The sequence below is a fragment of the Rhodococcus sp. 3258 genome (genome assembly GCF_031456475.1).
GTDB classification, from domain to species: domain Bacteria; phylum Actinomycetota; class Actinomycetes; order Mycobacteriales; family Mycobacteriaceae; genus Rhodococcoides; species Rhodococcoides fascians.
In genome coordinates this window covers 268,722-283,131 of the sequence record NZ_JAVDUT010000004.1, presented here as the reverse complement: position 1 = coordinate 283,131, position 14,410 = coordinate 268,722, and the positions used below count along the sequence as shown (strand labels likewise).

At 65.3% G+C, this 14,410-nt stretch carries 12 protein-coding genes; 10 read left to right on the top strand and 2 right to left on the bottom strand.

Translation table 11 applies throughout. The annotated features are described in order from the left end of the window. Positions 1-44 precede the first annotated feature (44 nt). Positions 45-2,855 carry an aconitate hydratase gene (locus tag J2X62_RS14955; RefSeq protein WP_027497032.1) on the bottom strand — a complete coding sequence of 937 codons (2,811 nt, stop codon included), beginning with the start codon at positions 2,853-2,855 and terminating at the stop codon, positions 45-47. 347 nt (positions 2,856-3,202) lie between these two features. Between J2X62_RS14955 and J2X62_RS14950 the strand changes: the two genes are divergently transcribed. The 8 genes from J2X62_RS14950 (at position 3,203) to J2X62_RS14915 (ending at position 12,122) form a co-directional block, all read left to right on the top strand. After that, positions 3,203-3,745 (top strand): DUF6676 family protein, encoded by a 543-nt coding sequence (locus J2X62_RS14950; protein ID WP_094622135.1) that lies wholly within the window; start codon positions 3,203-3,205, stop codon positions 3,743-3,745. Positions 3,746-4,148: 403 nt separating this feature from the next. After that, positions 4,149-5,702 carry an NlpC/P60 family protein gene (locus J2X62_RS14945; RefSeq protein WP_371828007.1) on the top strand — a complete coding sequence of 518 codons (1,554 nt, stop codon included), beginning with the start codon at positions 4,149-4,151 and terminating at the stop codon, positions 5,700-5,702. A gap of 221 nt (positions 5,703-5,923) precedes the next feature. Beyond that, on the top strand, positions 5,924-7,288 hold the full coding sequence (locus tag J2X62_RS14940) for an AAA family ATPase (RefSeq protein WP_371832736.1): 1,365 nt from the start codon (positions 5,924-5,926) through the stop codon (positions 7,286-7,288). Beyond that, on the top strand, positions 7,285-8,271 hold the full coding sequence (locus J2X62_RS14935; protein WP_032365771.1) for a DUF58 domain-containing protein: 987 nt from the start codon (positions 7,285-7,287) through the stop codon (positions 8,269-8,271). The genes J2X62_RS14940 and J2X62_RS14935 overlap by 4 nt, the downstream gene beginning before the upstream one ends. After that, on the top strand, positions 8,268-9,266 hold the full coding sequence (locus J2X62_RS14930) for a VWA domain-containing protein (protein WP_027497035.1): 999 nt from the start codon (positions 8,268-8,270) through the stop codon (positions 9,264-9,266). The genes J2X62_RS14935 and J2X62_RS14930 overlap by 4 nt, the downstream gene beginning before the upstream one ends. Positions 9,267-9,332: 66 nt before the next feature. Next, positions 9,333-10,055: a 3-oxoacyl-ACP reductase FabG1 gene (gene fabG1, locus J2X62_RS14925; RefSeq protein ID WP_032365773.1), complete on the top strand. Its 723-nt coding sequence runs from the start codon at positions 9,333-9,335 to the stop codon at positions 10,053-10,055. 60 nt (positions 10,056-10,115) lie between these two features. After that, complete coding sequence (gene inhA / locus J2X62_RS14920) at positions 10,116-10,940, top strand: NADH-dependent enoyl-ACP reductase InhA (protein WP_027497037.1); 825 nt, start codon at positions 10,116-10,118, stop codon at positions 10,938-10,940. Positions 10,941-11,042: 102 nt separating this feature from the next. Continuing rightward, positions 11,043-12,122 carry a ferrochelatase gene (locus J2X62_RS14915; RefSeq protein ID WP_032365774.1) on the top strand — a complete coding sequence of 360 codons (1,080 nt, stop codon included), beginning with the start codon at positions 11,043-11,045 and terminating at the stop codon, positions 12,120-12,122. Positions 12,123-12,205: 83 nt separating this feature from the next. Here J2X62_RS14915 and J2X62_RS14910 read toward each other — a convergent pair whose 3' ends face one another. Beyond that, positions 12,206-13,039, bottom strand: coding sequence for a hypothetical protein (locus J2X62_RS14910; RefSeq protein WP_032365775.1), 834 nt, complete (start codon positions 13,037-13,039; stop codon positions 12,206-12,208). A 76-nt stretch (positions 13,040-13,115) separates the two neighbouring features. Between J2X62_RS14910 and J2X62_RS14905 the strand changes: the two genes are divergently transcribed. Together J2X62_RS14905 and J2X62_RS14900 are read left to right on the top strand one after the other, a co-directional pair. Next, positions 13,116-13,922, top strand: coding sequence for a DUF3097 domain-containing protein (locus J2X62_RS14905; RefSeq protein ID WP_094652885.1), 807 nt, complete (start codon positions 13,116-13,118; stop codon positions 13,920-13,922). Between the two features lie 56 nt (positions 13,923-13,978). Then, positions 13,979-14,410, top strand: a complete 432-nt coding sequence (locus tag J2X62_RS14900; RefSeq protein ID WP_027497041.1) for an NfeD family protein — start codon at positions 13,979-13,981, stop codon at positions 14,408-14,410.

Genomic DNA, 14,410 nt, shown 5'->3' with positions numbered 1-14,410 from the left:
CGGGCCCATCGCTGTGCGTGGCGTTTGTCTACAGTGCCGTGTGACTAGCCTCTGATCATGTTGCGCAGGACGTACTGCAGAATTCCGCCGTTGCGGTAGTAGTCCGCTTCACCGGGGGTATCGATACGGACCACGGCGTCGAACTCGACCTTGGTTCCGTCTTCCTTGGTCGCGGTCACCGCCATCGTCTTCGGGGTGGTGCCCTCGTTCAGCTTCTCGACGCCGATGATGTCGAACGTCTCGGTGCCGTCGAGCTTGAGCGACGCAGCGCTCTCGCCTGCCGGGAACTGCAGCGGAACGACGCCCATGCCGATGAGGTTGGAGCGGTGGATGCGCTCGAACGACTCGGTGATGACCGCCTTGACGCCCAGGAGCGAGGTGCCCTTGGCCGCCCAGTCACGGGAGCTTCCGGAGCCGTACTCCTTGCCGCCCAGCACGACCAGCGGGATGCCGGCCTTCTGGTAGTTCTGCGACGCATCGTAGATGAACGACTGCGGGCCACCGTCCTGGGTGAAGTCGCGGGTGTAGCCACCCGAGACGTCGTCGAGCAGCTGGTTCTTCAGACGGATGTTCGCGAACGTTCCACGAATCATGACCTCGTGGTTGCCACGACGCGATCCGAGCGAGTTGTAATCCTTGCGCTCCACGCCGTGCGAATCGAGGTACTGAGCGGCAGGCGTACCGGCCTTGATGGGTCCTGCCGGGCTGATGTGGTCGGTGGTGACCGAATCGCCGAGCAGGGCCAGCACGCGGGCACCCTTGATGTCCTCGACCGGAGCCGGGTCCATCGTCATGCCGTCGAAGTACGGAGGCTTCCGCACATACGTCGAGTTGGGATCCCACTCGAACGTGTCGCCCTCGGGGGTCGACAGGTTCTGCCAGCGGCTGTCACCGGCGAAGATCGTCTCGTAGGACTTGCTGAACATGTCCCGGCTGATCGAGGACTTGATCGTGTCCTCGATCTCCTGCGACGACGGCCAGATGTCCTTGAGGTACACGGGGTTGCCCTCGTGGTCGTTACCGAGCGCGTCGGTCTCGAAGTCGAAGTCCATCGTGCCCGCGAGGCCGTAAGCGATGACCAGCGGCGGAGAGGCCAGGTAGTTCATCTTGACGTCGGGGGAGATGCGACCCTCGAAGTTGCGGTTGCCCGACAACACGGCGGTCACCGAAAGATCGTTGTCGTTGATCGCCTTCGAGATCGGCTCGAGCAACGGGCCCGTGTTACCGATGCACGTGGTGCAGCCGTAGCCGCCCAGGAAGTAGCCGAGCTTCTCGAGGTACGGCCACAGGCCGGCCTTCTCGTAGTAGTCGGTCACGACCTGCGAACCGGGCGCCATGTTGGTCTTGACCCACGGCTTGGTGGACAGGCCCTTTTCGACGGCGTTGCGAGCGAGCAGTGCTGCGCCCAGCATGACCGACGGGTTGGAGGTGTTGGTGCAGGAGGTGATACCTGCCACCACGACGGCGCCATGGTCGAGAACGAATTCGCCTGCTTCGTCGGTGATGACACGAACCGGCTTGCTCGGGCGACCTTCGGAGCCGTATGCGGCGGACCGCACGTCGACTGCATCGTCTTCTGCGAAGCTCAGCGACGCGGGATCGCTGGCCGGGAACGACTCGTTGAGGGCCTCGTCCAGCTTGCTGTCACCCTCGTGCGCCGGGTGGTTCTCCTCCACGTAGTTGTGGATGTCCTTGCGGAACGCAACCTTGGACTCCGACAACAGGATTCGGTCCTGCGGGCGCTTCGGGCCTGCGATGGACGGGACGACCGTGTTGAGGTCGAGCTCGATGTACTCGGAGTACACGGCTTCGTTCTTCGGGTCGTGCCACATGCCCTGTTCCTTGGCGTACGCCTCGACGAGAGCGAGCTGCTCGTCGCTGCGGCCGGTGAGGCGCAGGTAGTTGATCGTCTCTTCGTCGATCGGGAAAATGGCTGCGGTGGAGCCGAATTCGGGGCTCATGTTGCCGAGGGTGGCGCGGTTGGCGAGGGGAACCTCGGCCACACCTTCGCCGTAGAACTCGACGAACTTTCCGACGACGCCGTGCTTACGCAGCATCTCGGTGGCGGTCAGAACGACGTCGGTGGCCGTGACGCCCGGCTGAATCTCGCCCGAGAGCTTGAAGCCGACTACACGCGGGATCAGCATCGACACGGGCTGGCCGAGCATGGCAGCTTCGGCTTCGATTCCGCCGACGCCCCAGCCGAGCACGCCGAGGCCGTTGACCATCGTCGTGTGCGAGTCGGTTCCGACGCAGGTGTCGGGGTACGCCTGGCCCTTGCGGGTCATGACGGTCGGTGCGAGGTACTCGATGTTGACCTGGTGCACGATGCCCATGCCGGGCGGGACGACCTTGAAGTCGTCGAAGGCTCCCTGGCCCCATCGCAGGAACTGGTAACGCTCGCCGTTGCGCTCGTATTCGAGGTCGACGTTGCGCTCGAGTGCATCGGCGCGGCCGAACACGTCGAGGATGACCGAGTGGTCGATGACCATGTCGGCGGGGGAGAGGGGGTTGACCTTGTTGGGGTCGCCACCGAGGGTGGTCACGGCCTCACGCATGGTGGCAAGGTCCACGACACACGGAACGCCGGTGAAGTCCTGCATGATGACTCGCGCAGGGGTGAACTGGATTTCGATACTCGGGTCGGCCGAGGGATCCCACGACGCGATCGAGCGAATATGGTCGGCGGTGATGTTTGCACCGTCCTCGGTGCGAAGGAGGTTCTCCGCGAGGACCTTCAGTGCATAGGGCAGTTTCTCGGCACCGGGCAAGGCCGACAGCCGAAAGATCTCGTACGAGTTCTCTCCGACTTCGAGGGTGCCCTTTGCACCGAATGAATTGTTACTTGCGGTCACTTCAGCTCCACTCGTCTATGAGGCACACCGCCGACGGGGCTGTGTCGACGGTTGAAGCGAGGCGCTGACCGTGTGTCTCGGCAGGGTATCCGGCGTGCGGACTGCTTGCGGACCCTCGGGCAGTGTCTCGATGAAAGTCTAACAGTACGCTTGTCCTGTGAAAACGTGCGGGTCCGTATCGCGGCGGACACCGAGAGAACGACCCACGTCACAATCCTCACGTAGTGCATCGTGCGACGCAATGAAGGGCGGCCTCAGTTGCCGCGTCGGGCCTGCCTGCCTCCCGAGAATCGACGGCACCGTGACGTAGGGTTCCACGCGACTGGTTCCTACCGACTGGACGAGAGATGACTGAGCCGATCCACGCTGTTTCCCCACTTGCCACCGATATCCCGGCAGGTCTGGACGTCGACAGCATCGTCGCCACGGTCCGCGAGTCAGGAGTCAGCGCTCCTGCGGCAGAGCAGGACGGACTGACTGCCGCCGTGAACCGAGCCGAAGACCACGGAATCGATCTGAGCATCGTGATCGTCCCCGACGAACCGCGCCACGATTCGCAGCTACGCGACCTCGCCACTGCGGTCGGTGCCCGCGAGGGCGGAACTGTATTGGTGCTGAGCCCGGGGCAGGTCGGAACGTTCAGCGACTCGATCAGCCGAGTGACACTCGAAGCCGGGCAGGATCGCACGTACACCGGAAATCACGTCGTCGCCGCCGACAACTTCGTCGACACCCTCGTCGAGGACCAGACTCCGTGGGGCTTGCTGACGGGTGGACTCGTGGTGATCGTCGCCGCGGTGGCCGCGCTGACAGCCGCCGTGAAGGTGCGTCGATATCGCGCACGATCGGCCACTGCCGATGCGCACGAAGCGCAGCCCGTCGAGCGCTGACGTAGCGCGCACATTCGTCATTCGACCGACCGACACCGACGCGCGATCGCGCCACCGGACGGCGGTCCGGAAAAAGTCCGAAAAATTGTTTCGGGCAAACACCGAGTTCAGGGCATTGTGCCTGGTGGAATTACAAATGTGTCATTTGTGACTGGAGTTTCTTTAGTGTGCGAAGTGTCGTACGGTGCCATTGGCACTGCTGGGGAAGGAGTGTCGCAGAAGGCAGGTGTCATCCGTGGGGAACTCGGGAGGCCACTGCTTCGGGTGTGACTGACGTGGTTCGCACCTGTCGTGTCGCTGCGCGCCACTTTCCCGCCCGGCGAACATGTTCACCGTCACCTGCGATCGGGGTGGGAACGGGGAACGCCTCGACGGCACGACGGTCCTCTCGGGACCCGAGTGAATGCCGGACCCGAGGGAGACATTTGTGAGCCGACGTCCAGTTCGCGGCACGCGCCGCAGAGCGCTCGTCCGTACCCGATTCGTACTGGCAGGTGCCGGTCTGGTTCTCGCGCTGACCGCGACCATGCCCGGAGTCGCCGCCGCGGTACCGCCGCCCCCGCCCAACCCGTCCGATACCGACATCGCCGCGGCCGGCAGCGCCGTCGACTCGCGCCTGGGGCAGGTCGGACAGCTGATCGACGCGATCGCATCCGCCAACCAACAACTCGCACAGCTCGACGACGAGGTCGCCGTGAAGCGAGAAGGCGTCAACAAAGCCCTGGTCGACCTGCAGAACGCACGGGACGCCGCCGACGTGGCCGCAGCAGTCGTAGGAGCAGCGCAGCAGGCGCTCGCCGATGCAGGCACACAGATTCAGGCAGCCCAGCGCAAGTTCGACGAGTTCGCCAAATCGAGCTACACCCAGGGCTCGGGCGTCGCCTCGATGGCGTCGTTCCTCGGTTCGAGCGGACCGGACGACGTTCTCGACCGCGCCCAGGTTCTGAAGGTGCTGTCCAACAGTCAGAATGCCGTGCTCGACGGCCTCCAGCGGGCCCGAACCGAGCAGGCGAACCGGGACTCGGCCGCCCGTGAATCCAAGCAGCAGGCGGATGCGGCAGCGTCCGAAGCCGAATCGAAGAAAGCCGAGGCCGAGCAGGCCATCGCTGCAGCGCAGGCAGCGTTGCAAGCCGAGGCCGATCAGAAAGCCGCTATCGAGTCCCAGCGAGACGCCGCTCAGACCGAGCTCGACGCAGCCCGGAGCAACGTGGCCGGCCTCCAGGGTCAACGAGCCGCGTACAGCGACTGGGAAGCGCAGAAGGCGGCCGAGGATGCAGCAATAGCCGCGGCTGCGGCTGCCGCTCGTGAGGCCGCGGTTCAGGCGGCGGCCCGGGTGTCGGCCAACCTGGCTGCGCAGCAACGAGCCGCTGCGATCGCGGAGGGCCAGCGCTCGCACGTGGACGTCGACGACGACTCGAGTTCGTCCACCGACTCTGACAGTTCGAGCGGAACCACGACGACTCCGACCCAGCCCACACCCAGCAAGCCCACTCCCAGCAAGCCCAAGCCCTCGACCACACCGTCGGTGACGGGCAGTGCTGCCGTGGAATTGGCGATCGACCGCGGGATGAGCCAGCTCGGTGTTCCGTATTCCTGGGGCGGCGGCGACGAGAACGGGCCGACCAAGGGAATCCGAGACGGCGGAGTCGCAGACAGTTACGGCGACTACAACAAGGTGGGCTTCGACTGCTCCGGCCTCATGATCTACGCATTCGCAGGTCTGGGTATCTCTCTGCCCCACTACACCGGCTACCAGTACACGGCAGGCAAGCAGGTTCCGTCGTCGCAGATGAAGCGTGGCGACATGATCTTCTACGGACCGAACGCCAGTCAGCACGTCGCGCTCTACCTCGGCGACGGGAAGATGCTCGAGGCTCCGCAATCCGGATCGGTGGTCAAGGTCTCCGACGTCAGGTACAGCGGTATGACGCCGTACGCCGTGCGCATGGTGTCCTGAGCTCGCTGTCGCTCCCGATGTCGCTGTTCGGTACTTCTGCGTCGTTCCGCAGGCTCCACTCCGGCGCGCGGGTCAGGGGTGGGTTTCGGCGCGCGCGAGCATCACCTGGAATAGTTGATCTCGGCGGTATGGAACGTGCCCGACGATGATCGACTGAAAGCGGTGAATTCTTGGTGACATCACGTGACGGCCGGATTTCGAACGACGAGGAGCCGACACAGATCGGGTCTTCGAGTCCGAATCCGCAGGGTGGGGAGCCGGAGCGGGTGGACAGTCCCGATCTCGCCGCCGACGTTCGGCTTCTCGAGAAGGCCGTGTACGAGGTCAAAAGGGTGATCGTCGGTCAGGATCGTCTGGTCGAGCGCATTCTGGTCGGCTTGTTGGCCCGTGGGCACGTGCTGCTGGAAGGCGTTCCCGGCGTGGCGAAGACCCTCGCAGTGGAGACGTTCGCCCGCGTTGTCGGTGGCTCGTTCTCCCGCGTCCAGTTCACCCCGGACCTGGTACCCACCGACCTGGTCGGAACCCGCATCTACCGTCAGGGCCGCGAAGAGTTCGACACCGAACTCGGCCCGGTCGTCGCGAACTTCGTCCTTGCCGACGAGATCAACCGAGCACCGGCGAAGGTCCAGTCGGCGCTGCTCGAAGTCATGGCCGAGCGGCACGTGACCATCGGTGGCAAGACGTTCCCCATGCCCGATCCTTTCCTGGTGATGGCGACGCAGAACCCCATCGAGAACGAAGGCGTGTACCCGCTCCCGGAAGCCCAGCGCGACCGCTTCCTGTTCAAGATCGTCGTCGACTATCCGACGGTGGAAGAAGAACGCGAGATCGTCTACCGCATGGGGATCAAGGCCCCCGAGCCCAAGCAGATACTCGACCCTGTCGAGTTGGTCCGTCTGCAGAACCTGGCCAGTTCGGTGTTCGTGCACCACGCGCTCGTCGACTACGTGGTTCGAGTCATCGCCGCCACCCGCACGCCCGAACAGTTCGGGTTGGACGATGTCGGCAGCTGGATCGCATACGGGGCCTCCCCGCGTGCCACCCTCGGCATCATCGCTGCGTCCCGCGCCCTCGCCCTGCTGCGAGGCCGCGACTACGTCGTTCCTCAGGACGTGCTCGAGGTGATTCCCGACGTGCTCCGGCATCGGCTGGTGCTCTCCTACGATGCCCTCGCCGACGAAGTGACGCCCGAGACCGTGATCTCCCGCATTCTGCAGACCGTCGGACTACCGCAGGTGTCGCCGCAGGCGGTTCCGATGTCGCAGGACAACGGCACCGCACCCGGTCAGCCCTTCGGTGGTCAACAGGGCACACCACAGTTCCCGGGAGCGGGGCCGCAGTATCCGGCTCAGGGACCGTATCCGGCCCAGGGGCAGTACCCGGGGCAGGGACCGAATCCGGGGCAGGGACAGAGCCCGACCCAGGGGCAGTACCCGGGTCAGCCGCAGTTCCCCGGGCAAGGGCCCGGCTCGGCACCCCAGCCCGGACCCGAGCAGCGCCCACCGGGCGGTACGGCCGGCGAACCCGCTCCGTCGCTGCACAAGCCGTCGGGTGATGCATCGTCGACCGGTTCGCCGGGTCAGTGAGCGCAGCCGACAGAGCCGGCCGAGGTGCGGTCTCACGGCCGCCGTCGTTTCGGTCCGGCGAACTGCGTGATCCGAAGTTGGCCGCTGCGCTGCGCACGCTCGAGATAACGGTACGTAGGCGTCTCGACGGCGTTCTGCACGGCGACCACCTCGGCCTGATACCCGGCCCGGGATCCGAACCGGGGGACGCGCGCGAATATCAGCCCGGTGACGACGTTCGGCAGATGGACTGGTCGGTCACTGCCCGGACGACACACCCACACGTGCGGCAGTCGGTGGCCGATCGCGAACTGGAAACGTGGCTTGTCGTCGATCTGTCGGCCAGCCTCGATTTCGGAACCGCGGGGTGCGAGAAGCGCGATCTCGCGGTCGCGGCCTCGGCCGCCATCACCCACCTGACCGGCGGCGGTGGTAATCGCATCGGAGCTGTCGTGGCCACCGGCGCGACGACGACGCGAATCCCAGCGCGCGGGGGGCGGGTACACAGCCAGTCGATGCTGCGGACGATCGCTACGACACCGTCCGCCGCAGACGGCGTCCGCGGAGATCTTCGCGACGCCGTCGAGGCGCTGCGGCGTCCCGAACGCCGGCGCGGTCTGGCCGTGGTGATCAGCGACTTCCTCGGCCCGATCGACTGGGAGCGATCACTGCGGGCGATCTCTGCCAGACACGACGTACTGGCCGTCGAGGTACTCGATCCGCGAGACCTCGAACTTCCGGATGTGGGAGACGTGGTCCTGCACGACCCGGAGTCCGGCCGCACTCGGGAGTTCGCCGCGACGCCCCGGCTCCGCGCCGACTTCGCGCGAGCAGCCGCAGCACACCGCGACGACGTGGAGAAAGCGTTGCGCCGATGCGGGGCACCGCGTTTGACTCTGCGCACCGACGGTGACTGGATCGCCGATGTAGTCCGCTTCGTCACTGCTCGCAGGCACACCATCGGCTCCGGTTTCACCAATACCGCGAGGGCAGGTTCGCGATGAGCCTCACCGATTTCTCTGCGCCGTGGTGGCTTGCGTTTCTCGTCGTCGTCCTCGCCCTGACGGCGGGGTACGTCTGGATTCAACGCCGCAAGCAGAAGCACGTGCTGCGTTTCTCCAACATGGAGTTGCTCGAGTCGGTCGCGCCGAACCGGCCCAATCGTCTGCGTCATCTCCCGACCGCACTGGTACTGGTCGGGCTGATGTTCCTGACCGTCGCGTTGGCCGGCCCCACTGCCGATCAACGTGTTCCACGCAACCGCGCGACGGTCATGCTCGTCATCGATGTGTCGCTGTCCATGGAAGCGACGGACGTCGAACCCACTCGGCTGGCTGCGGCCCAAGAAGCAGCGAAGTCGTTCGCCGATGGCCTCACACCCGGCATCAACCTCGGTCTCGTCGCATTCGCCGGCACTGCATCGGTATTGGTCTCACCCACGGCCAACCGCGACGCCACCAAGTCGGCAATCGACAAACTGCAGCTCAGCGAGCGGACGGCCACCGGTGAAGCAATCTTCACCTCGCTGCAGTCGATCGACACTCTCGGCGCGATCCTCGGGGGTGGCGACGCGGCACCGCCGGCCCGCATCGTGCTGCTCTCCGACGGTAAGCAAACCGTTCCCCAGAACCTCGACGATCCACGAGGCGGCTACACCGCAGCGCGCGCAGCCAAGGACAAGGGAGTGCCGATCTCGACGATCTCGTTCGGCACCAGCTACGGGTCGGTCGAGATCGAAGACGAAGGTGGAGGCGGGGTCGAGCGCGTGCCCGTTCCGGTCGACGACCCGTCGTTGCGCGAGATCGCGACTCTGTCCGGGGGAAGTTTCTTCACGGCCTCCTCGCTCGAGGGCCTCCGAGACGTCTACGACACCCTGGAGGAGCAAATCGGCTTCGAGATCACCCGCGGGGACGCTTCGCGACCCTGGTTGATCCTCGGTGTCCTGTGCATCTCGGCCGGGCTCGGTTCGGCGTTGGTGATGCGGCAACGATTGCCGTGATCGCTGTTATTACTCACCAGTAAGTTTCGCTTTGTCATTCCAGGACGAACAGATAGGTTGCTAGGCATGTCCACACCTGACTTCATCGCGCGATCGGTACTCGTCACCGGAGGTAACCGGGGTATCGGTCTGGCCATCGCCCAACGGCTCAGTGCCGACGGACACAAGGTGGCCGTCACCCACCGCGGATCCGGGGCTCCCGACGGATTGCTCGGGGTCGTCTGCGACGTCACCGACTCCGATTCGGTCGACGCGGCCTTCAAGGAGGTCGAGGAGAAGCACGGACCCGTCGAGGTACTCGTCGCCAACGCGGGCATCACCGACGACACCCTGCTGATGCGTATGACCGAGGAGCAGTTCCAGCGGGTCATCGATGCGAACCTGACCGGAGCCTTCCGAGTCGCCAAGCGCGCCAACCGGGCCATGCTGCGCGCGCGCTGGGGTCGGATGATCTTCCTCAGTTCCGTCGTCGCGATGGCCGGCGGGCCGGGGCAGATCAATTACGCGGCGTCCAAGGCCGGAGTCATCGGCATGGCCCGGTCGATCACGAGGGAGCTGGGTTCGCGGTCCATCACGGCGAACGTCGTCTCACCGGGATTCATCGAAACCGACATGACCGCAGAGTTGTCGGACGACTTGCGCGGTAAGGCGAAGGAATACATTCCACTTCAGCGTCTCGGTCAGCCCGAGGACGTTGCAGCAGTCGTGAGTTTCCTTGCGGGACCGGACTCGTCGTACGTGTCCGGTGCTGTCATTCCCGTCGACGGCGGCATGGGCATGGGGCACTGAGAAACCTTCTCGCACAACGATTTCGATAGATACTCACCTCCGAATTAAGGACGCAGCATTATGGGCGGATTGCTCGAAGGCAAGACCATTCTCATCACCGGCATCATCACCGACGCGTCGATCGCGTTCCACGCCGCGGCCATGGCGCAGGAGCAGGGTGCCAAGGTGATCATCACCGGGTTCGATCGGCTGCGGCTCATCGACCGCATCGCGCAGCGGCTGCCCAAGGAGGTGCCCCCGGCGATCGAGCTCGACGCCACCAACGAGGAGCACCTCGCCGCGCTGGCGGACCGAATTCGTGAAGTAGCGCCGGAGGGTATCGACGGAGTTCTGCACTCCATCGCATTCGCACCTCGCACCCTGATGGGCCCGGATGCCAAGCCGTTCCTCGACGGCCCCGGCCCCGACGCGGCGAGGGCATTCGAGATCTCGGCGTGGAGCTACGCATCTCTCGCGCGTGCCGTGCTGCCGGTCATGAACGAGGGTGGCTCGATCGTCGGAATGGACTTCGATCCGCGGACGTCGATGCCGTACTACAACTGGATGGGCGTAGCCAAGGCTGCTCTCGAGTCGGTGAATCGTTACGTGGCACGGGAAGTGGGCGCAGCCAAGCGTATCCGCTCCAATCTCGTTGCAGCAGGACCGATCAGGACTCTTGCCGCCAAGGCGATTGCGGGCACCGCGACCGGCGATGCGGCCAAGATGGACCAGCTGAACGTGTACTGGGACGGCGCCGCTCCCATTGGATGGGACGTCAACGATCCGACCGTCGTCGCCAAGTCGATCGTCGCGTTGCTGTCGGATTGGCTGCCCGGAACCACCGGGTCGATCGTGTACGTCGACGGCGGAGCGAGCCACAACACGTACCTGCCCGAAAACATGTGACACGTCGGTGAGTGGAGTCCGACGTGGGCTCGCTCACCGTAGGTTTCGTCGACCGATTGTGCCCCTGCCGCAGCCCTGCTGCGACAGGGGCACAATGGATTCATGACCACCCCTGGAGATTTCGACGCACTGTTGGTGCTCTCGTTCGGCGGACCGGAAAAGCCCGCCGACGTTCGCCCGTTTCTCGAGAACGTCACTCGCGGACGTGGTGTGCCGCCCGAGCGTCTCGACGCCGTCGTCGAGCACTACATGCACTTCGGTGGCGTGTCACCGATCAACGAACTCAATCGCGACATCATCGCCGCACTGCAGGCCGAGTTCGATTCGGCCGGAATCGAATTGCCGATCTACTTCGGCAATCGCAATTGGCATCCGATGGTCGAGGACACCGTTGCGACGATGAAGGCGGACGGCGTCCGCTCCGCGCTCGTCTTTCCGACTTCCGCGTGGGGCGGGTATTCCGGGTGCAGGCAGTACCACGAGGACATCGCCAGGGCCCGTGCGTCCGTGGGGGACGACGCCCCGCATTTGCTCAAGATCCGTCAGTACTACGACCACCCGTTGATGGTCGAGGCGTTCGCCGAGGCCGTCGATGCCGCGCGCAGGTCGCTGCCAGAGGAGCATCGGGCAGGAGCGCGGCTGGTGTTCACCGCGCATTCCATTCCGTCGGCAGCCGACGCCAATGCAGGCCCACCCGCGGATGGTGGCCACCTGTACAGCCGGCAGGTTGCGGAGGCGTCGCGTCTGGTCGCGGCCGCATCCGGCAGCACCGAATACGATCTGGTGTGGCAGTCTCGTTCCGGACCACCGCAGGTTCCGTGGCTCGACCCCGACATCTGCGATCATCTCGAAGCACTGTCCGAGAAGTCCGTCGACGCGGTGATCGTGTGCCCGATCGGTTTCGTGTCCGACCACCTCGAAGTGGTGTGGGATCTCGACACCGAAGCCGAGGAGAAGGCCCGTGAACTCGGGATGGCTTTCGCTCGCGCGGGTACGCCCGGTTCCGATGCTCGATTCCCGAAGATGATCAGGGAGCTGGTGGACGAGTATCGCGTCGGCGGGACGTGCCGAGGACTCGGCAGCGTTCCCGGCTACGGATCCACCCTCGACGGCAATCGATGTGCCGTCGGATGTTGCGAGCAGCCGACGCGTCCGTCACGGCCTGCGACGGCACCTGCCTGACTGGCGGCTCCTGCCTGACGGGTGGCCTCTTGCCTGTCTCGCGGCCCAGCCCCGACAGGACCGCTACGTGTCGGTCCTGTCGGTCATCGGGCCGACTGCATCGAGGCACCGATGCTCGTCGCCACGGCGATGGTCCGGGCCGTGCGCACGGCGGCCCACAGCGGCCGGACGAGTTCTTCTCGGGCGGCCGCTGCGGCGGCAGTCGGTGCCTCCGAGGGAGTCGATCCGGCGGCGACGGTGAGGATGGCCGCGACCCGATCGGCCGATTCGAGCACTCGGAAGGCGCGTTCGGACATCTCGGGGGGATAGCGGTGCCGTGCAGCGTCGGCAATCAGCTCGGCGATGCGAGTGCGCGGGTCGGCCTCGAGAGTGCGGGTGGGGAGCGATTGCATCTGTGCGAGTGCATCCGCCGCGCCGCGCACGGCCTCGCGCATCTCGTACTCGGCCTCACCGAGACCTCGATCTCGGTGGGCGTGAGCGGGAACGTCGATCGAATACACGGTCCAGCGCAGCACGTCGGGGCCCTCGACGACGGGTACCACCCCGATTCCGGCGGAGCCCGGGGTACCGATCATCACCGCCTGCTCGGCACCGATCGCTGCACGAGAGAATTCTGTCCGGGCCGGCAGTTCGGCCACCGCACCCGCTGCGGGCAGCACCAGACGTATCCGTTCCTCCCCGGCTGCGGGTGAGGGTCCTGCGTTTGCGGCGGTTCGGACCGCGGCGAGCGCCCCGGCGATGCCCTCTGCGTAGCCCGGAAAGCGCAGCCCGTACGTCGTTGCTGCTTCGTTGTCACCGGCACCGACCAGATGCATCGGTGCCCACTCGGACATCGCGTCGATGACGTCGTCCGGCGAACCGGCACCGGCCAGCCAGGAACCGGCCCACAGGGCAAGACTTGCACTCGGAGAACACACGACTCACGAGCATAGGTCGGCGTGGCGAACCGTGCTCGGGACGCCGGTATCGCTAGCGTTGGTCGCCGTGAACGACATGTACGGCGGAGACATTCTCAAAGGGCACAGTCGCATGCGGAAGGTTCCGGCACCGGAGGTGCCGGCCGAGCGCGGCATGGTGGTCGAGGACGCAGGTTCGGGTTATTGCGGTGCTGTGGTCGGCTTCGAGCGCACATACGACGGAGATTTCGTCCGACTCGAGGACGGCGCCCGAACGACGCGACTGTTCGCCCTGCGCGAGGCCGCATTTCTGATCGACGGCCGCCGGGTGACGCTGGTCCGCCCGAAGCCCGCGACCGCGGCCAAACCGACCAGATCGGCGTCCGGATCCACCAAGGTCGAGGGCCTGCGAGCCCGGACGGCTCGTGCCAGCCGTATCTGGGTCGAGGGTGTGCACGACGCGGCCCTGGTGGAAAGCGTGTGGGGACACGACCTTCGAGTGGAGGGCGTGGTCGTCGAACATCTCGAGGGCCTGGACAACCTGGGGGAGCGGTTGGCCGATTTCGGTCCCGGCCCGGGCCGTCGCGTCGGGGTCCTGGTCGACCACCTGGTGACCGGGTCCAAGGAATCGAAGATGACCAGATCGTTGGGCGAACACGTTCTCGTCACCGGCCATCCGTTCATCGACGTGTGGGAGGCCGTCAAGCCGTCGGCGGTCGGCATTGGGGCGTGGCCGAAGATTCCGCGCGGTCAGGACTGGAAGACCGGAATCTGTCGAGAGCTGGGCTGGGGAACTCCGCAGGAAGGATGGCGGCGGGTGTACTCGTCGGTGTCGAGCTTCCGAGATCTGGAGGCTCCATTGATCGGTGCCGTCGAACAGTTGGTCGATTTCGTCACCGAGTAGCTGTTCCGACCAGCTGATCCATCGGCGGATGTCCGATTCGTGCCAGGATGGAGCTTGTGGCAGCGATCTTGTGGCTCATAGCGGCGGTTGTGCTTGCCGGTGCCGAAGCACTGACGGGTGACTTCTTCCTACTGATGATCGCCGGCGGTGCGCTCGGTACCGCCGGGGTGTCAGCGTTGACCGACTTCCCGGTATGGGCAGACGCAATCGTTTTCGGCGTGTTGTCGTTGGCGTTGGTTCTGGGTCTGCGTCCGATCTTGTTGCGGCGCTTCGCACATCCGCCGGACACCCCGATGGGGGTTGCGGCTCTCACCGGTAAGAGTGCAGTCGTGCTCGAACAGGTCACTGCGCACGAAGGCCAGATCAAACTCGGTGGCGAGGTGTGGACCGCGCGTCCGTTGGACGAGACAGAGGTCTACGCCCCCGGTACCACCGTGACCGTGATGGAAATCGACGGTGCCACCGCCGTCGTATGGAAGGGACCGTAA